23 protein-coding genes and 2 riboswitches are annotated in these 23,464 nt (G+C 40.6%); of the genes, 16 read left to right on the top strand and 7 right to left on the bottom strand.

Features of this window, described 5'->3' with window-relative positions; translation table 11 throughout:
* Positions 1–66: 66 nt before the first annotated feature.
* A complete protein-coding gene (locus FPQ10_RS08510; protein WP_144162983.1) occupies positions 67–1,272 on the bottom strand; it encodes an MFS transporter in 1,206 nt (401 codons plus the stop codon).
* A 171-nt stretch (positions 1,273–1,443) separates the two neighbouring features.
* On the opposite strand from FPQ10_RS08510, the gene FPQ10_RS08505 reads away from it, so the two are divergent.
* Complete coding sequence (locus FPQ10_RS08505; RefSeq protein ID WP_144162981.1) at positions 1,444–3,051, top strand: ABC-F family ATP-binding cassette domain-containing protein; 1,608 nt, start codon at positions 1,444–1,446, stop codon at positions 3,049–3,051.
* A gap of 216 nt (positions 3,052–3,267) precedes the next feature.
* Positions 3,268–4,437 carry a putative lipid II flippase FtsW gene (gene ftsW, locus FPQ10_RS08500; protein ID WP_144162979.1) on the top strand — a complete coding sequence of 390 codons (1,170 nt, stop codon included), beginning with the start codon at positions 3,268–3,270 and terminating at the stop codon, positions 4,435–4,437.
* A gap of 276 nt (positions 4,438–4,713) precedes the next feature.
* Here ftsW and FPQ10_RS08495 read toward each other — a convergent pair whose 3' ends face one another.
* The 4 genes from FPQ10_RS08495 to FPQ10_RS08480 are packed head-to-tail and all read right to left on the bottom strand — an operon-like array spanning position 4,714 to position 7,697.
* The gene (locus FPQ10_RS08495; protein ID WP_144162977.1) at positions 4,714–5,124 is read right to left on the bottom strand and encodes a Fur family transcriptional regulator; all 411 of its coding nucleotides are present in this window, start codon (positions 5,122–5,124) and stop codon (positions 4,714–4,716) included.
* A complete protein-coding gene (locus FPQ10_RS08490) occupies positions 5,121–5,975 on the bottom strand; it encodes a metal ABC transporter permease (protein ID WP_144162975.1) in 855 nt (284 codons plus the stop codon). Before FPQ10_RS08490 ends, FPQ10_RS08495 begins: the two co-directional genes overlap by 4 nt.
* Positions 5,976–5,992: 17 nt before the next feature.
* A complete protein-coding gene (locus FPQ10_RS08485; protein ID WP_144162973.1) occupies positions 5,993–6,745 on the bottom strand; it encodes a metal ABC transporter ATP-binding protein in 753 nt (250 codons plus the stop codon).
* A gap of 13 nt (positions 6,746–6,758) precedes the next feature.
* The gene (locus FPQ10_RS08480) at positions 6,759–7,697 is read right to left on the bottom strand and encodes a metal ABC transporter substrate-binding protein (protein ID WP_144162971.1); all 939 of its coding nucleotides are present in this window, start codon (positions 7,695–7,697) and stop codon (positions 6,759–6,761) included.
* 188 nt (positions 7,698–7,885) lie between these two features.
* Here FPQ10_RS08480 and copZ point away from each other — a divergent pair, with 188 nt between their 5' ends.
* Together copZ and FPQ10_RS08470 are read left to right on the top strand one after the other, a co-directional pair.
* A complete protein-coding gene (gene copZ / locus FPQ10_RS08475) occupies positions 7,886–8,092 on the top strand; it encodes a copper chaperone CopZ (protein ID WP_144162969.1) in 207 nt (68 codons plus the stop codon).
* 291 nt (positions 8,093–8,383) lie between these two features.
* Positions 8,384–9,298, top strand: a complete 915-nt coding sequence (locus FPQ10_RS08470) for a proline dehydrogenase family protein (protein WP_144162967.1) — start codon at positions 8,384–8,386, stop codon at positions 9,296–9,298.
* On the opposite strand, the gene FPQ10_RS13510 is transcribed toward FPQ10_RS08470, so the two are convergent.
* A complete protein-coding gene (locus FPQ10_RS13510; protein ID WP_144162965.1) occupies positions 9,291–9,626 on the bottom strand; it encodes a hypothetical protein in 336 nt (111 codons plus the stop codon). The genes FPQ10_RS08470 and FPQ10_RS13510 overlap by 8 nt on opposite strands.
* Positions 9,627–9,961: 335 nt before the next feature.
* Between FPQ10_RS13510 and FPQ10_RS08460 the strand changes: the two genes are divergently transcribed.
* The 7 genes from FPQ10_RS08460 to FPQ10_RS08430 all read left to right on the top strand — a co-directional run bounded on the left by FPQ10_RS08460 (position 9,962) and on the right by FPQ10_RS08430 (position 17,131).
* Positions 9,962–12,364 (top strand): 3-hydroxyacyl-CoA dehydrogenase/enoyl-CoA hydratase family protein, encoded by a 2,403-nt coding sequence (locus FPQ10_RS08460; protein WP_144162963.1) that lies wholly within the window; start codon positions 9,962–9,964, stop codon positions 12,362–12,364.
* Between the two features lie 40 nt (positions 12,365–12,404).
* Positions 12,405–13,580 (top strand): acetyl-CoA C-acetyltransferase, encoded by a 1,176-nt coding sequence (locus tag FPQ10_RS08455; RefSeq protein WP_144162961.1) that lies wholly within the window; start codon positions 12,405–12,407, stop codon positions 13,578–13,580.
* 26 nt (positions 13,581–13,606) lie between these two features.
* On the top strand, positions 13,607–15,391 hold the full coding sequence (locus tag FPQ10_RS08450) for an acyl-CoA dehydrogenase family protein (RefSeq protein ID WP_144162959.1): 1,785 nt from the start codon (positions 13,607–13,609) through the stop codon (positions 15,389–15,391).
* Positions 15,392–15,548: 157 nt separating this feature from the next.
* The gene (locus FPQ10_RS08445; RefSeq protein WP_144162957.1) at positions 15,549–15,905 is read left to right on the top strand and encodes an arsenate reductase family protein; all 357 of its coding nucleotides are present in this window, start codon (positions 15,549–15,551) and stop codon (positions 15,903–15,905) included.
* 77 nt (positions 15,906–15,982) lie between these two features.
* Positions 15,983–16,369 (top strand): glycine cleavage system protein GcvH, encoded by a 387-nt coding sequence (gene gcvH, locus FPQ10_RS08440; protein WP_144162955.1) that lies wholly within the window; start codon positions 15,983–15,985, stop codon positions 16,367–16,369.
* 70 nt (positions 16,370–16,439) lie between these two features.
* Positions 16,440–16,799, top strand: a complete 360-nt coding sequence (locus FPQ10_RS08435; protein ID WP_144162953.1) for a toprim domain-containing protein — start codon at positions 16,440–16,442, stop codon at positions 16,797–16,799.
* Positions 16,800–16,801: 2 nt separating this feature from the next.
* Positions 16,802–17,131, top strand: coding sequence for a thioredoxin family protein (locus FPQ10_RS08430; protein ID WP_144162951.1), 330 nt, complete (start codon positions 16,802–16,804; stop codon positions 17,129–17,131).
* Positions 17,132–17,708: 577 nt separating this feature from the next.
* On the opposite strand, the gene FPQ10_RS08425 is transcribed toward FPQ10_RS08430, so the two are convergent.
* Complete coding sequence (locus tag FPQ10_RS08425) at positions 17,709–18,128, bottom strand: TlpA family protein disulfide reductase (RefSeq protein WP_144162949.1); 420 nt, start codon at positions 18,126–18,128, stop codon at positions 17,709–17,711.
* 87 nt (positions 18,129–18,215) lie between these two features.
* Positions 18,216–18,323, top strand: a riboswitch (SAM riboswitch).
* 99 nt (positions 18,324–18,422) lie between these two features.
* Positions 18,423–18,542: riboswitch (SAM riboswitch) on the top strand.
* Positions 18,543–18,615: 73 nt separating this feature from the next.
* Here FPQ10_RS08425 and FPQ10_RS08420 point away from each other — a divergent pair.
* The 5 genes from FPQ10_RS08420 (at position 18,616) to sufC (ending at position 23,457) form a co-directional block, all read left to right on the top strand.
* Entirely contained in the window at positions 18,616–19,641 is a 1,026-nt protein-coding gene (locus FPQ10_RS08420; RefSeq protein WP_144162947.1) for a methionine ABC transporter ATP-binding protein, read from the top strand.
* Positions 19,634–20,302 (top strand): methionine ABC transporter permease, encoded by a 669-nt coding sequence (locus tag FPQ10_RS08415; RefSeq protein WP_144162945.1) that lies wholly within the window; start codon positions 19,634–19,636, stop codon positions 20,300–20,302. The genes FPQ10_RS08420 and FPQ10_RS08415 overlap by 8 nt, the downstream gene beginning before the upstream one ends.
* Before the next feature lie 18 nt (positions 20,303–20,320).
* A complete protein-coding gene (locus FPQ10_RS08410; protein ID WP_144162943.1) occupies positions 20,321–21,157 on the top strand; it encodes a MetQ/NlpA family ABC transporter substrate-binding protein in 837 nt (278 codons plus the stop codon).
* Between the two features lie 211 nt (positions 21,158–21,368).
* Positions 21,369–21,539 carry a YuzK family famiily protein gene (locus tag FPQ10_RS13090; RefSeq protein WP_186278617.1) on the top strand — a complete coding sequence of 57 codons (171 nt, stop codon included), beginning with the start codon at positions 21,369–21,371 and terminating at the stop codon, positions 21,537–21,539.
* 1,138 nt (positions 21,540–22,677) lie between these two features.
* Positions 22,678–23,457 (top strand): Fe-S cluster assembly ATPase SufC, encoded by a 780-nt coding sequence (sufC, locus tag FPQ10_RS08405; RefSeq protein WP_144162941.1) that lies wholly within the window; start codon positions 22,678–22,680, stop codon positions 23,455–23,457.
* Positions 23,458–23,464: the final 7 nt, after the last annotated feature.

Raw genomic sequence — 23,464 nt, 5'->3', positions numbered from 1 at the left:
TCCTCCTTGAACACACGACTTTTTACAAGATATGCGACAAGGAGGAGAACTAGTCCATTTATTCAGTTAGGTACGTTCAGGTCGAATGAATAAAACAATGGAGCCGAGAAGGAGAATGCCGATCCCACCAGCAACAATATAGCTTACTGCCAGGAAATTTTTCATTAACAAAGACATCAACGGAGGTCCAGCCGCAACCCCGATAAACCTTGCAGCACTATAAATCGAAGTAATCGTTCCGCGCGCATCTTTTTGAATATTTTCGGTAATCATGGCGTCCAATGTTGGCAGTAATGCGCCGATAGCGAGACCAGTGATGCTAATGACGAGCAGAAGGATTTCAGCTGAATCGGATGAGCCAACAAAGCTGACACTGACGGAAAGAATAATCATTGATAAGATCATGACCGTTTTCATGACTGTCAAACTGCCCTTGATCCACTTACCGATGGTGAAAGCCGTGATACATAAAACAATTAGCGGAACGGCGAGCAGAACCCCTTTTCGCACGCCTTCGATACCGTATTCTTTTTCAAAAATATCGGATAGAAAGAATAACACACCGAATAAGACGAGCATTACATATGCTCCTATGCCGAAAATCGTATATAACCACGGACCTTCAATACTGAATATCTTTTTCGTTTTCGCCAAAAATGTTCGAAAGGCGGGTGGTTTGGCAATGTCTCTCGGCACTTTGATAAAGAAGACGACCAATATAAAGGAAATTAAGCTAAAGACAGCAATCGAGATAAACGGTAAATACCAAAGAATTGTTGCGAAAAAAGCACCGACAATCGGGCTTAACACTTTACCGAATGTGTTGGACGTCTCAACGACACCTAAGTTCTCACTGGCTTTTTCATCATCGTCTTTATACAAATCACCGACGAGAGGAAGGATAATGGGAGTAGCACCCGATGCACCGACACCTTGTAAAATTCGGCCGACAACAATCCAAGCAAAAGGATTTTCTATTTTCCAAGAAGCGTATGCGGCAATCACACCGCCAATCAAGGTCAAAAGTAAACTCGGCAAAATGACAATCTTTCTGCCGTACCGATCCGATAAATAACCAGCAATAGGTATTAAAAAAATGGCTGAAACGGAATAACTGGTGATGATTAAGCTTGATTGCAATGAAGAGATACCGATTTTTTCCTCAAAAACCGGCAATACAGGAATGAGCATAGAATTGCCTAGTGTCATGACGAGCGGAATGGAAGCTAACGTGATTAGCCCCCAAACACCTAGTGGGTCTTTTGAATTCATTGATTAGCACCTCGGAATTTTTTCATACTATAGTTAATGTGTCCGTGATGAATGTTTCTATGAAGGTAGATGATTGGAAATAAATTTCAAACTGTTCGTTGTTATCTATCGGAAAATCTTTAAAAAGGTGCTATAATGATATTCGTTAAGTTTAATGATGGAGGCTGTTTCATGTTACAAGCAACTAATGTCGGGCTTCGGTTTTCAGATCGCAAGCTCTTTGAAGATGTTTCAATAAAATTTACCAATGGGAATTGTTACGGTTTAATCGGCGCGAATGGTGCCGGGAAATCAACATTTCTAAAAATTCTTTCGGGTGAAATTGAACCCCAAGAAGGTCATGTTTCTGTAGGGAAAGATGAGCGGATCGCTGTTTTGAAACAGGATCACTTTGCTTACGAAGACGAGAATGCCCTCAATGTCGTTATGATGGGGCATGAGCGATTATATGAAGTAATGCAAGAAAAGGATGCAATCTATTCCAAAGGCGACTTTACGGAAGAAGATGGCATGCGTGCGGCAGAGTTAGAAGGCGAATTTGCTGAAATGAATGGTTGGGAAGCTGAAGGTGATGCTGCGACTTTACTACAAGGTCTTGGCGTGAAAGACGAATTCCACGACAAAAAAATGGCGGACCTTCCTGAAACGGAGAAAGTAAAAGTACTTCTTGCACAAGCATTATTCGGTAACCCGGATATTTTACTATTGGATGAGCCGACAAACGGACTCGATTTGCAAGCAATCCGTTGGTTAGAAGAATTCTTGATCCAATTTGAAAATACCGTGATCGTCGTTTCACACGACAGAAACTTCTTGAATAATGTCTGTACACATATTGCTGATTTGGACTTTGAAAAAATCACGCTATATGTCGGTAACTATGACTTTTGGTATGAGTCCAGCCAGTTAGCATTAAAAATGGCGCAGGACCAAAACAAGAAAAAAGAAGAAAAGATTAAGGATTTAAAAGAGTTTATCGCGCGGTTCAGTGCCAACGCGTCAAAATCACGGCAGGCTACGTCCCGTAAAAAGCTATTGGATAAAATTACGTTGGATGATATCAAGCCATCCTCACGGAAATATCCGTACATTGCCTTCCAACCGGAACGTGAAATCGGCAATGACCTATTGGAAGTCAATGGACTTTCTAAAACAATCGACGGTAAAAAAGTATTGAACAACGTCACTTTCCGTTTGAACAAAGACGATAAAGTCGTTCTGCTTGGTGATGACATCGCGAAGACGACTTTGCTTAAAATTTTAGTCGGTGAAATGGAACCGGACGAAGGAAGTTATAAATGGGGAATCACAACTTCTCAATCCTACTTCCCGAAAGACAACAGCTACTACTTTGATGGTGTTGATAAAACGTTGATCGATTGGTTACGTCAATATTCACCGGAAGATGAAAGTGAAACATTCTTGCGTGGATTTCTTGGCCGTATGCTTTTCTCTGGAGAAGATGTGTTCAAAAAGGCAAGTGTCCTTTCTGGGGGAGAAAAAGTACGTTGTATGCTATCCCGCATGATGTTGAGCCATTCGAACGTATTGGTTTTGGATGATCCGACGAACCACTTGGATCTCGAATCCATTCAATCGTTGAACGATAGCTTAATCCAATTTAAGGGTTCTGTGATCTTTACTTCTCACGACCATCAATTTATCCAAACGATTGCCAATCGCGTAATTGAAATCACCGATGAAGGTGTCGTTGATAAATCCGAATCATATGAGGATTATATTGAAGCAGAAAAGAAAATTACAACACCTGTTTTGTAATAGGTGTCATATAAGAAACCATCTTTCGTCTCGTGCGGAAGGTGGTTTTTTATTTCAAAGAAATCATTCGAACGAGCGAATTTTTTACATCGTCTAGTCACCCTGTGTATAGCATTCAAATTGCTGTTTTTCTAGGTAAAATATTAATTTGAGTAAAAAGATACTGTTAAAAATCGGGATAATTCATGTATAGTTATACTATGGGAGTGTTGACCAGTGAAAAACCATTTAAAAAATATAGATTATCCACTTTTCGTTATTATATTATTGTTAGCATCGGTTGGTATTGTCATGGTTTATAGTGCGAGCTTTGTGTTCGCAGGATTAGACCCTGATTTAAATAATCCTGATTTTTTCTTCGACCGTCAGAAACGTTTTTTGATTTTTGGATTTTTCGTTTTTGGCCTCACAAGCCTATTCAATTACCGTAAGCTAGGTCCGTTTATTCCCATATTTATATTAGGAACAATCTTTTTATTGGTGTTGGTTTTAATTCCAGGTGTCGGAGTAACGAGAAACGAAGCGACACGTTGGTTGAATTTAGGATTCATTCTTCTCCAGCCGTCTGAAGTGGCTAAAGTTGCTTTGATCTTATATTTTGCGAAAGCTTACACAAACAAACAAGAGAAGTTGCATCATTTTGGACAAGGCGTTATGCCGCCATTGATTGTGTTGTTACTTGTTTTTATATTAATCGTATTTCAACCCGATTTGGGTACGGCCGTTTCAATCATTATCCCTTGTGGAATTATTTTGATGTTTGCCGGGATCCGATTCCGTCACCTATTCTTGCTAGGAGGAACAGCATTAGCTGGTGTAATATTATTGATTTTGACAGAAGGTTACCGAATGGAACGACTAACCGGGTTTCTGAACCCTTTTTCAGATCCAAGTGGTGAGGATTATCAGTTGGTTCATTCATTGATTGCCATTGCGAGCGGGCAAGTTAATGGTGTGGGGTTAAGCAATAGCGTTCAAAAAGCCGGATTTTTACCGGAAGCGCATACCGATTTCATCATGTCGGTCATTGCTGAGGAACTAGGCTTACTCGGCGTATTGTTTGTCATCGGCTTATACATTGCATTTATGTTTAAAGGGTTAATGATCGCCAAACGAGCGACCGACCAATTTGGACAGTTACTTGCATATGGAATTACTTTTCAGATTACCTCACAAGTATTCATTAATCTAGGTGCGATTACCGGGTTAATGCCAATTACAGGGATTACATTGCCGCTCATCAGTTACGGTGGTTCTTCCTTGTTGATTACCTTTTTCCTTTTAGGGATATTGATGAATATTGCGGTGAAAGGAAACATCCGAAGAAGAGGAATGGAGCCAAAAAAGAAAGAATCTGAACGAACATATCAGGCACAATCACTCTAGACAACAAAGCAAAAACCCGTACGATGATCTAAACGTTCTTTAGCATCAACGTACGGGGTATTGTAGGTTAGTCCGAACTTAAATAAATGTGCCCAATTGCTAGATATATGAACCCAAGCCAAAAATATATGAGCCAATTCGAGCGTATATGAACCCAATTCGAACGTATATGAGCCCAATCCACGGATATATGCACCCGAAACATGTGAATATGCACCCAAATACAAAATATATGAACCCTCGCGCTAACTATATGGCAGAGAGCCATAAAAAATTTTATTTACAAACCGGGCATAACCCATAAACTTCGAATTTATGGCTTTCAATCATATACCCTTGAAACTTCGGTTGAATGAAATCCATCGGACATGTTTCGATGGATTTTGTTTTACCACAATTGTTACAAATAAAGTGGTGATGGTGATGTTCATGCCCACAAGAAAAACGAAAATGTTTTTCACCATCCAATTCGGTTGATTCCAAAATATGCAGATCATGAAACAAATGCAAGTTCCGGTAGATTGTGTCGTAGCTGATTCCAGGATATTTTACGCTCAACTTTTCCCAAAGATCACTTGCGGTCCGGTACCCATCTTCTTCCGCAAAAAACTCTAAAATATCTTTCCGTTTATCGGTAAACTTATAGCCCTCGTTTTTTAATAGATTCAACGCCTCATTCAAATTCATGAATGCTCACCTTCAATTCTTCCGAGTGATTTAATCTTTTTGGCCAATAACGTCAAGCCGAGTAGCAAAACAGCTGTGAGAACAATCGTCCCACCAGGTGGGATCTCTAAATAATAGCCGGAAATCAGTCCGACAATGACAGCTGTTTCTCCATATAGAATACTGTACCAAATCGTTTGTTTAAAGCTTTTTGCCACGCGCATGCTCGTTGCGACAGGAAGTGTCATCAGTGCAGATACGAGCAAAACACCGACAATTCGGATTGAAGCGGCAATCACTAAAGCGGTTAAAATCATGAATAGGTAATGAATGAATCGAGCACGAATGCCGGATACTTCAGCAAATTCTTCGTCAAAAGAAAGGGCAAATAACTTTTTATAAAGAACAGAGACAATTAGGACGACGAATATAGCTGTACCTAAAATCAATAACAAATCATTTCGACTGACGGCAGCGACGGAACCGAATAAATAGGAATAAATATCTGTGTTGATTCCGTTCGCTAAAGCAATAAATACAATGGCTAATCCAACACCGAGTGAGTGAATAATCGGTATCGCAATTTCTTGGAATTCTCGATATACTGAGCGCAACTTTTCAATAATGACGGCACCAGCGATGGAAAAAATCATACCGAATTGAAATGGTGTAATCATGGTCGCCATCGGTTGCTTTTGCATAAACATGCCAAATGCAATTCCCGCTAATGTGACATGGGAAAGACCGTCCGCAATCATCGCTTGTCGCTGTACAACGATAAATGTTCCGAGCAATGGTGCGATCAAACCGACGAGCAATCCGGTAAAAAATGTGTTTCGAAGTAGTTCGTAATTTATTAGGGCTTCTAGCATCTAATTTCTCCCCTCACCTAATGGTCATGATGGATGACATTGAAGTCATGACCATAAAATGTTGATCTTTTTTCATTGCTTAACTGTTCAAATTCGTTTGGGTCTCCGTGATAGTGCAAGTTTTTATTGAGACATAGCAAGTCATTCACTTGTGTTGTAATTGTGCCGATATCATGGGAAACAAGAATTAAGGTAATACCCAGTTCCCGATTTAAAGTGGATAGTAATTGGTAAAATTGCTCAACGTTATCTGTATCGACACCGACCGTTGGCTCATCCAAAATGAGAAGCTTCGGTTTATTGACGAGTGCTCGTGCAATAAATACTCGTTGTTGTTGCCCACCGGATAGTTCACCAATATTTTGATTGGCAAAGTCGATCATGTTGACTTGTTTCAAAGCCTGGTTGATTTGTTCGTTCACATTGGACTGGGAGCGAAAAAGTGAACTGCCAGCGGTCAGCCCCATGCCGACAACTTCTTTAACGGTTGCGGGAAAGCCACGGTTGAAGCTGTTTGCTTTTTGTGAAACAAAGCTAATATGCCCCTTATTCTTAAATCGCTGAATAGGCTTGCCAAATATTTCGATGGATCCTTTTTGGACCCTTTCAATTCCTAAAATCAATTTAATCAACGTTGTTTTACCTGAACCATTTGGACCAACCAAACCAACAAAGCTACCTTCTTCAATATCGAAACTGACATCTTCCAATACTGAGTGATGATTATAGCGATGCGAAAGATGACTGACGGATACTAGCGGTGTGCTCATGAGGCCAACCTCCTTATTTTTTCGTTTCTTTAATGACGTTTAAATTTTCTCGCATTAAATCAAAATAATCTTTGTTTTGCTGAATGTCTCTTTCGGTCAATGATTCGAGTGTGTGAATCTTCAATATACGTAAATCCATTTCTTCCGCAATCGTCTTAGCTAGACGGTCTTGGCTGATTGTTTCTAATATGATGTGATCAATGTCTAGATGATTCACTTCATCAAAAATTTGTTTCAGCTCTTTCTGAGAAGGTTCTTGTGAAGAAGAAACGCCGCGAACCGATAGTTGTTCGACTCCATAACGCTCCGTCCAATAGTCAAATGCTTCATGCGTGACAAACAATGTGTAATCGTGAGTTGTTAACGTAGCATATTCCTGATCTAACTGTGCGAGTTCAGTTTGTAGCGCGGAAAGATTTTGGTGGAAACTTTCTTCAAATTCTGGATAAATTTCAGTCAAGTCACTAGCAATAATTTCTGCCGCATGGCTCATTCGGACGGGGTCCAACCAAAAATGAGGATTATAATCATGTTGATGCCCGTGTGACTCCTCTTCGTGCTCATGCGTATTGTCAGAATGGCTATCATTGTTTGTTTCAAATAGTTCTTCATGATCGGCTAACTGGTAAACAGATAAACCTTGTTCAGCAACCGCACTAGCAAGCGTTTCACCGAAGGCTTCCAATTGATCTCCGATATAAAAAAAAGCGTCATTTGAAGATAATTCAATCATTTTTTTCGATGAAGGCTCGTAAACATGCGGATCTGTACCAGGTGGAATGACCGTATCAACATCTACATGCTCGTTCGCAATTTTAGAGATTAAAAACTCAAGCGGATACATTGAAACAGCGACGGAGTGACTTTTTGTCTGCTGTGATTCATTATTCGAATTGCATGCACTCATTAGTACGATAAATAAAAGCAATGTCGTCAAAAATATTTTCTTCATTTAACGTTACTCCTTATAGACGGATATCGTAATCGTTACGATTTAAAATGAACAAAAAAAGTATAACTTATTCAATCCGACTAGTAAATAGGAATGCTTACGATTTATAAAAATATACAACGCTTTTTCTTGATTTTTATCCATACATACGAAACAATAAAATCACACAAATGAAAGGTGGGAACAAAATGCAAATCACATTAAAAGTATCCGGAATGACTTGCGGTCACTGCAAGCAGTCTGTAAATGATGCACTTAGTAATCTAGAAGGCGTTCAATCCGTAGAAGTTAATTTAGACTCAGGGAACGTAGATGTCGCGTACGAAGATTCCCTCGTTTCAAAGGAACAGTTGATTGAAATCGTAGAAGATCAAGGTTATGATGTCGTCGCTTAAGACATAAAGTGTACAGGTCCCATTTAGGGGCCTTTTTTTATGGGGAAATTTCCGCTAGTTGAATCAGTTACAATAAATTAGAACTTACGGGATTCAAGGGCATTATCGTACAGGGAAACGGTCTAGAACCCATTTTGATTCTTTCAATATGGAGAAATACAACTAGCAACTAACCCTTTTAAAAAAAGAGCAATCATTTTAAAAAAACAAAATTCTGAAAGTACAAAATTCACAAAATCCATGATAGAATGGAAAGCGGTTACATAGTTTCAGACAGAGAGGTTGAGGCAGATGGAGAAAGTCATGAGAAAGTTTTTTCTGTTTTTATCTGATAACAAATTTTTTACGAAAATGGCGAGAAAATATGGATTGAAATTTGGGGCAGGCCGTTTTGTGGCAGGTGAAGAAATCAATGATGCGAAAACGACGATTCAGGGATTAAATGAAAAAGGATTGTCGGTTACGCTTGATTTTCTAGGTGAATTCGTAAGTGAGTCAGACGAAGCGAGATCCAGGGCTGATGAATGTGTAAATGCGATTCAAATGATCGGCGAAAACCAGCTCGACTCTCAGCTTTCTTTAAAATTGACTTCATTAGGATTAGATATATCTGAAGACCTTGTCCTTGAGAACATGGAAAAAATCTTAGAAGCAGGGAAGAAACACGATGTGTTTGTCACCATTGATATGGAAGACTACGCACGACTACAAAAGACATTAGATATATTTGAGAAGTTAAAGCAAAACTATGACGGGATCGGCACAGTCATGCAAGCGTATTTATACCGCGTATCAGATGACGTGGAAAAGCTGGATCAATACAGTCCGAATTTACGCTTAGTGAAAGGTGCTTATAAAGAATCGTCAGAGGTTGCTTTTCCTGAAAAGAAAGATACCGATGAAAACTTCAAAAAAATCATTGCTCAACATCTCCAAAATGGAAATTACACCGCAGCGGCAACACATGATGATGCGATTATTGAATTCACGAAGAAATTTGCAGAAGAACACGATATTCCACGCGATCAATTTGAGTTCCAAATGTTGTACGGGATACGCAACGAACGACAGGATGAATTATCAAAAGAAGGATATAAAATGCGTGTCTATGTACCATACGGAAATGATTGGTATGGCTATTTTATGAGACGTCTAGCTGAACGACCAGCCAACGTAGGATTTGTGGTGAAAGGGATATTTAAGTAATAGAACGATTTTTGAGCCGCCCGATAAGCGGGGCCGAACCGCTCGACAAACGCGTGGAGCCGCTCGATAAACACGTGGAACCGCTCGACGAACGCGTGAAACCGCTCGACGAACGCGTGTAGCCGCTCGACGAACGCGTGTAGCCGCTCGACGAACGTGTGTAGCCGCTCGACAAACGCTTGGAACCGCCCGACAAACGCTTTGAGCCGCTCGATAAACGCGCCGAACCGCTCGATAAATGCGTGAAACCGCTCGACAAACGCGCCGAACCGCTCGATAAATGCGTGAAACCGCTCGACAAACGCGCTGAACCGCTCGACGAACGCATTGAGCCGCTCGACGACCGCGCGGAGCCGCTCGATCAGCTGTTCCAACCGCTCGATAAAAGCGCCGGACCGCTCGATAAACGGTCCAAGCCACCAAATAAAAAACTTCTCGAAGGGTAGCGTAGAAACTATTGCTCTACCCTTCATGCAAGACAAAAAAGCAATTAGATTTGATAAAAAAAGTTAGAAATTTTGAATAATCATTATAAAATGGTTTGCGAATTATCGGAAAATAATTTATAGTATAAGATAGAACACTTTGGATAGTCATTGACTGTCCAAAAAAATTTTCGAGTAAAATGAATGAGTATTCATTCAAAGAATAGGGGGAAGTTTCATGAACCGTCAAATCAAGCGTGCAGCTGTTTTAGGCTCTGGTGTTATGGGAGCTGGAATTGCAGCACATTTGGCAAACGTAGGAATACCTACATTGATGTTGGATATTGTTCCTCGTGAGCTAACGGAAAAGGAAGAAAAGAAGGGTCTCACATTACAAGACGCTTCTGTTCGAAACCGTATAGCGAATGAAAGTAAAGCGAAATTGAAAAAACAAAAACCTTCTCCAATCACGAGTCAAAAAAGCCTTGATCTAATTACGACAGGGAATTTTGACGATGATATGGAGCAATTAAAAGAAGTTGACTGGATTATTGAAGTCGTTGTCGAAAACTTGGATATTAAGAAAAAAGTTTTCGAACAAGTGGAAGAGCACAGAACAGAAGGTACGATCGTTACATCAAACACTTCTGGGATTTCGATTAATGCAATGGTGGAAGGCCGTTCGGAAGATTTTCAAAAGCATTTTCTTGGAACGCACTTTTTCAACCCGCCACGTTATCTGAAGCTTCTTGAAGTGATTCCGACTGAGAAAACAGATCCGGAAGTCCTTTCATTCGTGAAGGCATTCGGTGAAGATGTACTTGGTAAAGGTGTCGTTGAAGCAAAAGATACACCGAACTTTATCGCGAACCGCATCGGAACGTACGGCTTATTAGTGTCCGTTCAAGAGATGCTCAAAGGTGGTTACAGCATTGGTGAAGTTGACTCTGTAACTGGTCCTATGATTGGTCGTCCGAAGAGTGCGACTTTCCGTACGCTTGATGTCGTCGGTTTGGACACGTTTATTCACGTAGCCAAAAACGTGTACGACCAAGTTGAAGGTGAAGAAAAACAAGTTTTTGAAGTGCCAGAATTCATGAAGAAGATGAATGAAAAAGGCATGATCGGTGCCAAAGCTGGTAAAGGTTTTTACCTGAAGAAAAAAGGTGAGAAGGGTAGCGTCATCTACGAATTGAACCCTGAAACCTTAGAGTATGAAGATGAGCAGAAAAAATTGAAAACTGAAGCAACCGGTCAAGCCAAGCAGCAAAAAGGTGCCAAACGAAAAGTAAAAGCACTGGTGAATGCAAAAGGCGACCGTGGTGGCGATCTTGTTTGGAATATCACAAAACCAACGCTCATTTATTCCGCTGAATTACTCGGTGAAATTGCCGATGATGTGAAGGCGATTGATGAAGCGATGAAATGGGGCTTCGGTTGGCAGCTCGGACCATTCGAAATGTGGGACGCAATCGGAGTGAAATCTTCTGTTGAACGAATGAAAGAAGAAGGCGCACAAGTACCTGCTTGGATTGACGAAATGCTTGAAAGCGGATTCGAAACATTTTATAAATCCGAAAACGGAAAAGAGTATTTTTATCACAACGGTGAATATGTGGAAAAAGACGTCAATCCAAAAGAAATTAATTTGAAATTACACAAAGAAACACATGGTGTCATCAAGAAAAATTCAGGTGCAAGCTTGATCGACCTAGGTGATGACGTTGCACTCCTTGAATTCCATTCACAAAGCAACGCGATTGGACCAGACATTCTTCAAATGATCAATTATTCATTGGAAGAAGTGAATAAAAATTATAAAGGGCTTGTCATCGGGAACCAAGGCAAGAACTTCTGTGTCGGTGCAAACCTTGGCATGATGCTGATGGAAGCTCAAGACTTTAACTTCATTGAATTGGAAATGATCGTTAAACAATTCCAAGACACAATGATGAATATTAAATATAATGAAAAGCCGGTTGTCGTCGCACCGTTTGGTATGACGCTAGGTGGTGGAGCTGAAGTCAGCCTTCCAGCTGCGAGCATTCAAGCTTCTCAAGAGACGTATATGGGCTTAGTTGAATTCGGTGTCGGTTTAATTCCAGGTGGTGGCGGAACGAAAGAGCTTTATTTGAAGTCACTACGCGGCTTGCCACAAGGACCTGATTTCGATTTAACGAAAGTAGCGAATGACGTATTTGAGAAAGTGGCAATGGCACAAGTGTCCACTTCAGCCGCTGAAGCACGTGAAAGCGGATTCTTGGATAACCATGACAAAATCAGTGTTAATGGTGATCACCTCATCTATGACGCTAAACAAAGTGTGCTTGGCTTAGCAAAAGCAGGGTACCAAGCGCCAAAACGTGAAAAAGTACCTGTTGTTGGTGAACCAGGCTATGCAGCGATGTTACTGGGAGCTAAAGGCCTTGTACAAGGTGGCTATGCTTCTGAACATGACTTGAAGATTGCTGGGAAATTAGCTTATGTTCTTGCAGGTGGAAAACTTGCATACGGAACACTGGTCGATGAACAATATCTACTTGACTTAGAACGAGAAGCATTCATCAGCTTAATTGGTGAAGCGAAAACACAACAACGTATGCAGCATATGTTGATGAAAGGTAAACCACTACGTAACTAATAAACGGAATAACTCCAATTCGAAAAAAGGGGGAGAAATTGTGAGAGAAGCAGTCATTGTCGCAGGTGCAAGAACACCTGTCGGTAAAGCGATGAAAGGATCATTCGCAAATACACGTCCAGATGATCTTTCCGCTGTAACCGTAAAAGAAGTATTGAAACGTGCGAACAATTATGACGGCCCAATCGATGACATCATTATCGGTTGTGCGATGCCTGAAGCAGAGCAAGGAATGAATATGGCAAGAAACATCGGAGGTCTTGCTGGGTTGGATCATGATGTACCTGGCATTACAATCAATCGTTATTGTTCATCAGGACTACAAAGTATTGCCTATGCAGCTGAGCGAATTATGCTTGGAAATGCGGAAACGATTATCGCTGGTGGAGCTGAATCCATGAGTTTGATTCCGATGGGCGGACACGTTATCAAACCAAACTTGGACTTAGTTGAAAATGCACCAGGCTATTACATGTCAATGGGACATACAGCTGAGGAAGTTGCACAACGATTCGGGATCTCCCGTGAAGACCAAGATGCTTTTGCTGCTCGAAGCCACGAGCGTGCCGAGAAAGCATTAAAAGAAGGTAAATTTGATGATGAAATCGTTCCGGTTGATGTTGTACAACGCAAAGTCGGTCCAGAAAATAAAGTTCATGAAAAGACGGTAACAGTTTCCAAAGATGAAGGTGTACGTCCGGGTACAACACCTGAAGTTTTATCGAAATTGAGACCAGCGTTCACGATGGGTGGTTCCGTCACAGCTGGTAATGCTTCACAAATGAGTGATGGTGCAGCATCTGTTTTAGTCATGGACCGTGAAAAAGCAGAGAAAGAAGGACTGACACCAATTGTGAAATTCCGTTCATTCACCGTACAAGGTGTCGAGCCTGAAATCATGGGGGTCGGACCAGTTAAAGCAATTCCGAAAGCAGTAGAAATGGCTGGTCTTGAATTGTCGGATATCGGATTGTTTGAACTCAACGAAGCATTTGCTTCTCAATCATTACAAGTCATTCGTGAACTTGGATTAGACGAAAACATCGTTAACGTAAACGGTGGAGCAATTGCATTAGGTCACCCACTCGGTTGTACAGGTACGAAGCTGACTGTTTCATTAATGAATGAGATGAAACGTCGTAACGTGAAATATGGCGTCGTCACAATGTGTATCGGTGGCGGTATGGGTGCAGCTGGCGTATTTGAATTACTATAAAACATTCATTATTGGAGGGTAAACGTATGAGCGAAACACAAGAAAAAGTAATTAAAGGCGGAGGCTTCTTAGTAGAAGACATTGCTGCTGAAGATATGTTAACACCAGAGGATTTTACAAGTGAGCATAAAATGATTGCCAAAACGACGGAAGAGTATGTAAAAGGTGAAGTTTGGCCAGTCCTTGATAACTTGGAAAATCATGAGTTCGATAAGTCTGTTGACTTGCTTAAAAAAGCAGGAGAGCTTGGTCTTCTAGGTGCAGACGTACCAGAAGAATACGGCGGACTCGGATTGGATAAAGTCAGTTCTTCCTTGATCACTGAGAAAATGTCCCTTGCTGGTGGATTCTCCATCACTCACGGTGCACACGTTGGTATCGGCTCGCTACCAATCGTTTTCTTCGGTAACAAAGAACAAAAAGAAAAATATCTACCTGTCCTGGCAACTGGTGAGAAGTTAGCGGCTTACGCATTGACTGAGCCAGGTTCAGGATCTGACGCATTAGGTGCAAGTACAACAGCTAAGTTAAATGAAGCGGGAACTCATTACGTACTTAACGGTGAAAAACAGTGGATCACTAACTCAGCATTCGCAGACGTATTCGTCGTCTATGCGAAAGTCGATGGCGATAAGTTCACAGCATTTATCGTTGAACGTGAATTCCCTGGCGTATCTACTGGACCTGAAGAGAAGAAAATGGGAATCAAATCTTCTTCTACACGTACATTAGTGTTGGAAGATGCAGAAGTACCAGTTGAAAACGTACTCGGTGAAATCGGCCGCGGTCACATTATCGCGTTCAACATTTTGAACGTTGGTCGTTATAAACTAGCAATCGGTGGCGTCGGTGGTGCGAAACGTGCCATTGAAGTCGCTACGAAATATGCAAACGAACGTAAACAGTTCAACACACCAATCTCAAGCTTCAGAATGATTCAAGAGAAACTAGCAAATATGGCAGCTCGTACGTATGCCAACGAAAGTTCCGTTTACCGTACAGTTGGTCTTTTTGAACAGCGTATGGGTGGATTATCCCAAGAAGAGTTGAACGACGGATCAGAAGTTGCGAAAAGTATCGCGGAATACGCAATCGAATGTTCCATGAACAAATATATGGCAACAGAACTACTTGATTATGCAGCTGATGAAGCTGTTCAAATCCACGGTGGCTATGGCTTCATGCAAGAATATGAAGTTGAGCGTATGTACCGTGATTCAAGAATCAACCGTATTTTTGAAGGAACAAACGAGATTAACCGTATGCTCGTCCCAGGCACATTCATGAAAAAAGCCATGAAAGGCCAGCTACCACTTCTTGAAAAAGCAACAGCATTGCAAGAAGAGCTGATGACAATGATGCCTGAACCGGTTGGTGACGAAACACTTGAACAAGAGCGTTACCTACTGAAAAACGCGAAGAAGATCGGCTTATTGGCTGCAGGAATCGCTGCTCAGAAGTTCCAAGATAAGTTAGAACAGGAACAAGAGTTATTAGCGAACATTGCTGATATGGCTGGTGAAATTTACAATATGGAAGCCGCAATCCTTCGTACAGAAAAAGCAATCAATAAAGACGGCGAAGAAAAGCATAAACAGAAAGTTCTTTACACACAAGTTTATGTTCAAGAAGCATTTAACAGCATCGAAGCGGATGCAAAAGAAACATTAGTTGCGAGTGACTCTGGGGACAGTCTACGCATGATGCTTGGTGCCCTTCGTAAACTAACTCGTCACGACCCAACAAACGTAATTGAGAAGAAACGTGAGATTGCGAAGACATTAATTGAAGAAGAAAAATATACGGTTTAAAGATAGGTTAATAGATTGACCATTACCTCAGTGGAGTAACTTCTGCTGAGGTTTTATATCGTTTTTCATTTCGTAAGTAACCAAAGCTTACTATACAAGTTGTGTCTTCCCTCATCCAAACGGAAATATGCTAAACTAACGGTGGAGGTGTTTTCAGATGACAGTAACGATCTATCAATATCCAAAATGCGGCACATGTCGGAAAGCATTAAAATGGTTGGATGAGAACAATATAGCTTATGAATCAGTACATATTGTCGACAACCCACCAAGTGAATCCGAATTGAAGAAGATTATCGAACAAAGCGATCTGCCGATCAAGAAATTCTTCAATACATCAGGAAAAAAATACCGTGAATTAGGGTTGAAAGACAAGCTGGATGACATGGCTGACGATGAGAAAATCAAGCTACTTGCATCAGATGGAATGTTAATGAAACGTCCATTGGTGACGGATGGCAAAAAATCAACAGTAGGATTCAAAGAAGAGACTTTTGAATCGGAATGGAAATAAAACAGCAAGAATGTGTCATCCATTCAATAAATATAGTAGAATATAAGTAGTTAAATGGTTATAGGAGGGGTCGAACGATGAATTTACCAAAAGATTTACGTTATTCAAAAGAACACGAATGGGTGAAAGATGAAGACGGTAAGGTTCGAATCGGCATTACGGAATTCGCACAAGACGAACTAGGGGATATTGTGTTTGTTGAATTACCAGAAGTCGGTGACGAATTGGAATTGGATGAGCCATTTGGCAGTGTTGAATCCGTTAAGACAGTGTCTGAATTATACGCACCTGTTTCAGGAAAAGTTGTCGAAGTTAATGAAGAATTAGAAGACAGCCCTGAATTAGTGAACGAATCCCCATACGAAGGAGCTTGGATGGTTGTTGTTGAATTAGACGACTCATCTCAGCTAGAAGAACTAATGGATGCTGACGCATATCAAAAAATGACAGAAGAAGAAGAATAGAACCTTGAAAGCTGATCGATCGTGATCAGCTTTTTCCATAGGTAATGAAAACAAAATTTGGTGATCATACATGGATGAGTTGTCAAAGGTAATTATCGTAGAAGGAAAGCAAGATAAGAAAAAAATTAAACGGGTACTTGAGGATGAAGCTTTTATTTTATGTACATTCGGAACACTTGGTTTACATGCGTTAGATTTAATGATTGAAGAGCACCAGCTAGATGATCGTGATGTGTTTATTTTGACGGACGAAGATGAACCAGGCATCAAATTAAGAAAGTTACTGAATCAAGAAATCTCTCATGCTCAAAACCTCTATATCGACCGAAAGTATCGGGAAGTTGAAGAAACACCTGAGTACGTGTTAGCATCAATTTTACAAGCAGCTGATATAAATGTTGATGTGGATTTTTTGAAAGGGTTTGAATGAGCATGAATGCAATTAACGAAAAGAATGCGCAATTTCTAGTAAAGAAAAAGCAGTATCATATATTATTTATCAATAGTCCCTTCTGCGGTACATGTAAAGTGGCAAAACGAATGCTTCTTTATATAGAAGACACACTGGAAGACAGTAAATTTTATGAACTAAATGGACTGACTGCACCAGATTTTCTACAACAGTACAATATTATGAGTGTTCCATGTTTAATGGTGTTTAAAGACGGCAAGCCAGTCGATCGAATCTATACATTTCACTCTGTGCCATATTTATTAAAAGAACTTGGACCCTACTTGGTCACGGAGAAAAATAAAATATAATTATACTTATACATCTGACATGCCGAACGAAGGATACTCCTTGCGTTCGGTATTTTTTATGGAAGGCAAGAAAATGGAAAGCCGTTGATAAACGTCATGAAGCCGTTGAAAAATGCAGTGAAGCCGCCGAAAAAACATGAGAAGCCGTTGAAAAATCGGTAAAAGCCGTCGATAAAATATGCGAACCCGTTGAAAAACGTCATGAAGCCGTTGAATAATGAGTAGAAGCCGCCGATAAATCCTCCGTTAAGTTCGATCTTTCCATAAAAATAGGCTGTGACAAAGTTATAAACTTAGAAGCACGAATATTAATCTAACTTAGCGTAGGAAATATACGGAGACTTCTGCGGTCAACTAAATGCGGCCACGTCCTGTGGCCAACGTTGACACTAGCCCGTCCTGGGCGTCGGGAGCAAAAGCCTAGGTGAGACCCCGCAGTGCGAAGCACGAGGAGGCTCAACAGCTGCCCGCGAAAAGCGGAGTATATTTCCGAAGCGGGTATTTCCGCATTACTAAATTAGAATGTTCGTATCTGAGTCAACTTTAAAGATATTGTCCCAGCCTCATTTAGAAACGCTTATGCCAATGCTTTACTGATTACCTGCAAAATCTCCACAAAGTCAGCTTGATCACCGAATCGACCGACCACTTCACCATTCTTATCAATGACGATTGTCGTTGGGACGGAAGTGCAATCATAAAGGTCATATACTTCACGACCGTTATCTTTCAAAACGGGCTGGGTTAAAAATTGCTCTTGATATTTCAACGCTTCTTCCTCTGACCGCTCACGACCAGTCACGTTAATCGTAATCATTTCTAATTCATCGTTACGCGTTGTTTTATAAAATTGCTCTTTTTTCGGCAAGTCTCTTGCACAGTCTGGACACCAAGATACCCAAAAAGTAAGAACAATGACTTTTTTGCCGAGTACTTCATCTAGAGAGAATGTTCGGTCTTCATTTAAGTAAGGTAATTCAAACTGAGGTGCTTTCATTTTATATTTCCCCTTTTTCAAAAATAAGATTGACGACCAACTCGCTTCATGCTAATATTAACATTAATACAAATCGCATAGCAAAATTTCTTATCAAGAGTGGCGGAGGGAACGGCCCTGTGAAGCCCGGCAACCATCGAATTTATTCGAAAGGTGCTAATTCCTGTTCATGCTGAGTGCATGGCAAGATAAGAGAGAGATCAAACGTTTCTTTCTTGTTCTTGCAAGGGAGATTTTTTTATGTGTTAACAACGTATCGCTTTAACGTGTTAAATTAACAATTTTATAGATAAACTCTTATCAAGAGAGGTGGAGGGACTGGCCCGATGAAGCCCGGCAACCACTGGATGATGTTTAAAATCATCCAACAGGTGCTAATTCCAGCAAAGCAGGGGATGCTTTGAAAGATAAGGGAACGAAGGCCCGATTCCTTTCTGTTCTCTTATGCAGGAAGGTTTTTTTATTTACTAAAGAAAGAGGGAGTTACATGATATCGATTAAAAAGCTTTCGAAACATTTTCAAACGAAGGATCAAACGGTTCAAGCAGTCGATGATGTTTCATTAGATATTGAAAAAGGTGAAATCTTTGGTGTGATTGGTTATTCTGGTGCAGGTAAAAGTACGTTCGTTCGTCTGTTGAATCGACTGGAAGAACCGACGAGTGGAGAAATCACACTTGACCAGCAGTCATTGACCCAATTAGGAAAAAATGATCTGCGGAAAAAACGACAAAAAATAGGAATGATCTTTCAGCATTTTAACCTACTTTGGTCTCGTACCGTTTATGAAAACATTGCATTTCCTTTAGAAATTGCTGGTGTCGATAAACAGAATAGCAAAGAAAAAGTGAATGAATTGATTGAGCTTGTGGGATTAAAAGGAAGAGAAAACAGTTATCCATCACAGCTAAGCGGTGGTCAAAAACAACGTGTTGGCATCGCCCGAGCGCTCGCAAACGATCCCGAAGTGCTGCTTTGTGATGAAGCAACTTCCGCCCTCGATCCGGAAACGACGGATGATATCTTGGATTTACTTGTATCCATTAATGAAAAACTGAAATTGACGATCATCTTAATTACGCATGAGATGCATGTCATTCAAAAAATTTGTCATCGCGTAGCAGTTATGGAGCAAGGGAAAGTCGTTGAAGTCGGTGATGTGTTGGAAGTGTTCATCAATCCGAAAGAGAAAACGACGAAACGATTTGTTCAGCAATTATCACCGCTTGAACATGACCCTGAACGGTTGAAAGATTTCATTACGGAAGATGAAAGCAAAGAAGTGGTGAAGCTACATTTCGTCGGCGGTACAGCGAGACGGAGTTTGATCAGTGAAGTCGCAAAACAGTTCGATGTTTACGTGAATATATTGCAAGGATCAATTTCACAAACTCAGGAAGGCTCTTACGGTACATTGTTCGTTGAACTGGATGGGGAGCGAAAAGTGATTGAAGCATCGATGGAGTATATTCGCAACTCAGGTGTAGAAGTAGAGGTGGTTACAAATGCTTAACGAATTATTCCCAAATGTCATCATGGATGACTTATGGACAGCAACGTATGAAACATTATATATGACGGTTATTTCAGTAATCGGCACTTTTATTCTCGGAATTATTCTCGGTTTAGTTCTTTATTTAACCGATCGAGGAAATCTTTGGAGCAACCGGTTGGTGAACGGAATCACAGCGACGTTCGTTAACGTTTTCCGTGCCATCCCGTTCATTATATTAATTTTATTGCTCATTCCATTTACAGACTTTTTGATGGATACCATCCGTGGACCGAAAGCAGCTTTACCGGCATTGATTATCGGTTCGGCACCGTTTTACGCACGGTTAGTTGAAATTGCCTTAAAGGAGGTAGATAAAGGGGTAATTGAGGCAGCAAAGTCAATGGGGGCAAAAACCCACACGATTATTTTTAAGGTTTTATTGCAGGAATCAAAACCAGCACTAGTCGGAGGTCTGACGGTTACAGCAATTGCGTTAATCGGTTATACAGCTATCGCAGGAGTGATTGGCGCAGGCGGCCTTGGTGATTTAGCTTATATGAATGGTTTCCAACGAAGAAATAATGATGTTGTCTTTGCATGTACCGTCTTTATCGTCGCCATCGTCTTCATTTTTCAATGGGCAGGCGACTTTACGGCAAAAAAAATGGATAAACGATAAAAGGGGAGTTTAAAAAACATGAAAAAATTATTATTGGTTTTATTAGGAATTACATTGATTGTGACATTGGCAGCGTGTGGATCATCTGATGAAGAAAGTAATGGTGATTCTAACGGAGAAGATACTACTGAAATTGTCGTTGGTGCAACAAGCGTTCCTCACGCTGAAGTGTTAGAGGAAGCAAAACCGCTTCTTGAAGAAAAAGGAATTGACCTAACGATTGAAACGTACCAAGAGTATGTATTGCCAAACGAAGACTTAGATAACGGCACACTCGATGCAAACTACTTTCAACACATTCCTTACTTTGAATCACAGCAAGAAGATATTGGGTATGATTTTGTGAATATTGGCGGCATTCATATCGAACCTTTAGGCATTTATTCTAAGAACATCGAAAGTATCGATAATGTAGAGGAAGGAACAGTCGTACTTCTAAGTCGTTCTGTTGCCGACCACGGAAGAGTTCTTACTTTGCTTGAACAGAATGATTTGATCAAAATAGATGAAAATGTAAACAAAGACGCTGCAACTGTTGAAGATGTGGTTGAAAACCCATTGAATCTTGAGTTTGATGCAAGTATTGAACCAGCAATGCTTCCGGAATTTTATGAAAGAGAAGAAGATGCATTAGTCGCAATCAACACAAACTACGCAATCCAAGCGGGCCTTGAACCGAGAGAAGATTCGTTAATTATTGAAGAGTCCGACTCACCTTATGTGAACATCATCGCAGCGCGCGCAGAAGATGAAAATAACGAAGCGCTCCAAACTTTGGTCGAAGTTCTTCGTTCTGAAGAAATCACGAATTTCATTGAAGAAAAGTATGAGGGCGCTGTCGTACCGGTTAAATAAAATCTGAATCTTTAGCATTCGAGAGAAATGTTCAGTTATCCATACCAATTATAAGAATGAGGGGTATAACATCAAATAAGATGTTTATACCCCTCTTCATTCGGATAAACCTAATCTATAAGGGTTTTTGAATCCTTAACATTCGTGGTATTCTATATAACATCAAAGACGAAAGGAATGATTTTTCATTATTAATGACAATGAGATTGACTTGAATTACACAGAGGATATGGAGAAATCCATGCAGCAATCTCACGGAATGGGGTACAAAGAATACAGTATGAACCTCAATCGAAGACTACAAGTTGAACAAAAGCGAGAGAATGATTATAAGAAGTGTAATAACTTAGTTTCAGAAGTTGGACGACAATTACATCGTTAATGAATAAAAAAAGCCCATCAACTCCAGCCAAATTATTGGTTGGAGTTGTTTAAATTAGGTGGTGGATCTTTAGGTTACATAAGACCTTCTGGGAGTTTTTGTGAAAAATATCCCGTAGTAGAGAGTGGTTATCAAACACGGAAGCCGATCAATATTAGAATCATCCGTTGTTGAGCGTGCCTATCAAGCCCGGAAGCCGACCAATTTTAGAGCCTTCCGTAGTAGAGAGCGCTTATCAAGCACGGAAGGCGAACAATAATTGAATCTTCCGTAGTAGAGAGCGTCTATCAAGCACGGAAGGCGAACAATAATTGAATCTTCCGTAGTAGAGAGTGCTTATCAAGCCCGGAAGCGGATCAATTTTAGAGCCTTCCGTAGCTGAGAGCATCTATCAAGCCCGGAAGCGGATCAATTTTAGAGCCTTCCGTAGCTGAGAGCATCTATCAAGCCCGGAAGCGGATCAATATTAGAAACTTCCGTAGCTGAGAGCATCTATCAAGCCCGGAAGCCGACCAATTTTAGAGCCTTCCGTAGCTGAGAGCATCTATCAAGCCCGGAAGCCGACCAATTTTAGAGCCTTCCGTAGTAGAGAGCGCTTATCAAGCCCGGAAGCCGATCAATTATAGAAACTTCCGTTGTTGAGCGTGCCTATCAAGCCAAGAATTCGAACAATTATTGAAGCTTCCATCAAAGCACGTTCTCGACGGCATTTCGCGCTGCACAAGCACTCATTTAAGTATCGAGACGAGAACGCCAATCAAGCCCGGAAGCCGATCAGTATTAGAATCTTGTTTATAGAAGGCTACTAACCCCGCGTTTAAAAAACTGAGTCGGAGAGTCCTATATAAGCGAGATTCTGATTCTCATCATTCGGCCTTTCATTCTCACCATGAAAAACTCCTTCTATATCAATCTAAAACTCCACAATTCCAATGCCAAGAAATCAACATTTTACGAAAAATCAATAACTTACGTCGTTTCAGTTTAATATTCCTTGTATCTTTACTATAATAGAGGTTGTGCCGAATAAAGGTCATTCTTCGGCGGATGGTTGATTATAAATTATAAATGTTATAAACTAAGAATGAGAATAGATTGGGAATGACCAATATATATCATAGAAAATGGAGGTATTGATATGGCTGGATCAACTTTAGAGATTAAAGATCTGCATGTCGAAATTGAAGGGAACGAAATCCTGAAAGGGGTTAACCTAACGATAAAGGGTGGAGAATTCCACGCAGTGATGGGACCGAATGGTACAGGTAAGTCTACATTGGCGAGTGCTATCATGGGTCACCCGAAGTTTGAAGTGACGAAGGGATCCGTTCATTTAGATGGAGAAGATGTTCTTGAAATGGAAGTAGACGAGCGTGCTAAAGCCGGTCTATTTTTGGCTATGCAATATCCAAGTGAAATCAGCGGTGTCACAAACTCTGATTTTCTACGTTCTTCAATTAATGCGAAGCGTGAAGAAGGCAACGAAATTCCATTAATGCAGTTTATCAAAACAATGGATGAGAACTTGGACTTCTTAGATATAGATAAAGATATGGCTCAGCGTTATTTAAACGATGGATTTTCCGGCGGTGAGAAAAAGCGGAATGAAATCCTTCAGTTAATGATGTTGCAACCAGCAATCGCGATTTTAGACGAAATTGACTCCGGTCTAGACATTGACGCATTGAAAGTTGTTTCTGAAGGAATCAATAAAATGCGTAGTGAAAACTTCGGTTGCTTAATTATCACTCACTATCAGCGTCTACTGAACTACATCACACCAGACCATGTACACGTTATGATGCAAGGTCGTGTTGTGAAGTCTGGCGGACCAGAACTAGCTCAACGCCTAGAATCAGAAGGTTATGAGTGGATTAAAGAAGAGCTTGGAATCGAAGACGAAACTGTAGGCCAGTAAGTGATCA

The sequence above is a fragment of the Allobacillus sp. SKP2-8 genome (assembly GCF_007559355.1).
In the GTDB taxonomy this organism is placed as follows: Bacteria; Bacillota; Bacilli; order Bacillales; family Alkalibacillaceae; genus Allobacillus; species Allobacillus halotolerans.
The sequence above is the reverse complement of the archived record's forward strand: the minus strand, read 5'-3'. Positions and strand labels throughout refer to the sequence as shown.

Coding starts and splice junctions, on each gene's coding strand:
- FPQ10_RS08495 (WP_144162977.1), bottom strand. CDS start 5,124: ATGAATTTGAATGAGGCGTTGAATCTATTAAAAAACGAGGGCTATAAG.
- FPQ10_RS08435 (WP_144162953.1), top strand. CDS start 16,440: ATGGATGAGTTGTCAAAGGTAATTATCGTAGAAGGAAAGCAAGATAAG.
- FPQ10_RS08450 (WP_144162959.1), top strand. CDS start 13,607: ATGAGCGAAACACAAGAAAAAGTAATTAAAGGCGGAGGCTTCTTAGTA.
- FPQ10_RS08445 (WP_144162957.1), top strand. CDS start 15,549: ATGACAGTAACGATCTATCAATATCCAAAATGCGGCACATGTCGGAAA.
- FPQ10_RS08430 (WP_144162951.1), top strand. CDS start 16,802: ATGAATGCAATTAACGAAAAGAATGCGCAATTTCTAGTAAAGAAAAAG.
- FPQ10_RS08415 (WP_144162945.1), top strand. CDS start 19,634: ATGCTTAACGAATTATTCCCAAATGTCATCATGGATGACTTATGGACA.
- FPQ10_RS08485 (WP_144162973.1), bottom strand. CDS start 6,745: ATGAGCACACCGCTAGTATCCGTCAGTCATCTTTCGCATCGCTATAAT.
- FPQ10_RS08505 (WP_144162981.1), top strand. CDS start 1,444: ATGTTACAAGCAACTAATGTCGGGCTTCGGTTTTCAGATCGCAAGCTC.
- gcvH (WP_144162955.1), top strand. CDS start 15,983: ATGAATTTACCAAAAGATTTACGTTATTCAAAAGAACACGAATGGGTG.
- copZ (WP_144162969.1), top strand. CDS start 7,886: ATGCAAATCACATTAAAAGTATCCGGAATGACTTGCGGTCACTGCAAG.
- FPQ10_RS08470 (WP_144162967.1), top strand. CDS start 8,384: ATGGAGAAAGTCATGAGAAAGTTTTTTCTGTTTTTATCTGATAACAAA.
- FPQ10_RS08460 (WP_144162963.1), top strand. CDS start 9,962: ATGAACCGTCAAATCAAGCGTGCAGCTGTTTTAGGCTCTGGTGTTATG.
- FPQ10_RS08420 (WP_144162947.1), top strand. CDS start 18,616: ATGATATCGATTAAAAAGCTTTCGAAACATTTTCAAACGAAGGATCAA.
- FPQ10_RS13510 (WP_144162965.1), bottom strand. CDS start 9,626: ATGCGTTCGTCGAGCGGTTCAGCGCGTTTGTCGAGCGGTTTCACGCAT.
- FPQ10_RS08410 (WP_144162943.1), top strand. CDS start 20,321: ATGAAAAAATTATTATTGGTTTTATTAGGAATTACATTGATTGTGACA.
- FPQ10_RS08510 (WP_144162983.1), bottom strand. CDS start 1,272: ATGAATTCAAAAGACCCACTAGGTGTTTGGGGGCTAATCACGTTAGCT.
- sufC (WP_144162941.1), top strand. CDS start 22,678: ATGGCTGGATCAACTTTAGAGATTAAAGATCTGCATGTCGAAATTGAA.
- FPQ10_RS08480 (WP_144162971.1), bottom strand. CDS start 7,697: ATGAAGAAAATATTTTTGACGACATTGCTTTTATTTATCGTACTAATG.
- FPQ10_RS08425 (WP_144162949.1), bottom strand. CDS start 18,128: ATGAAAGCACCTCAGTTTGAATTACCTTACTTAAATGAAGACCGAACA.
- FPQ10_RS08490 (WP_144162975.1), bottom strand. CDS start 5,975: ATGCTAGAAGCCCTAATAAATTACGAACTACTTCGAAACACATTTTTT.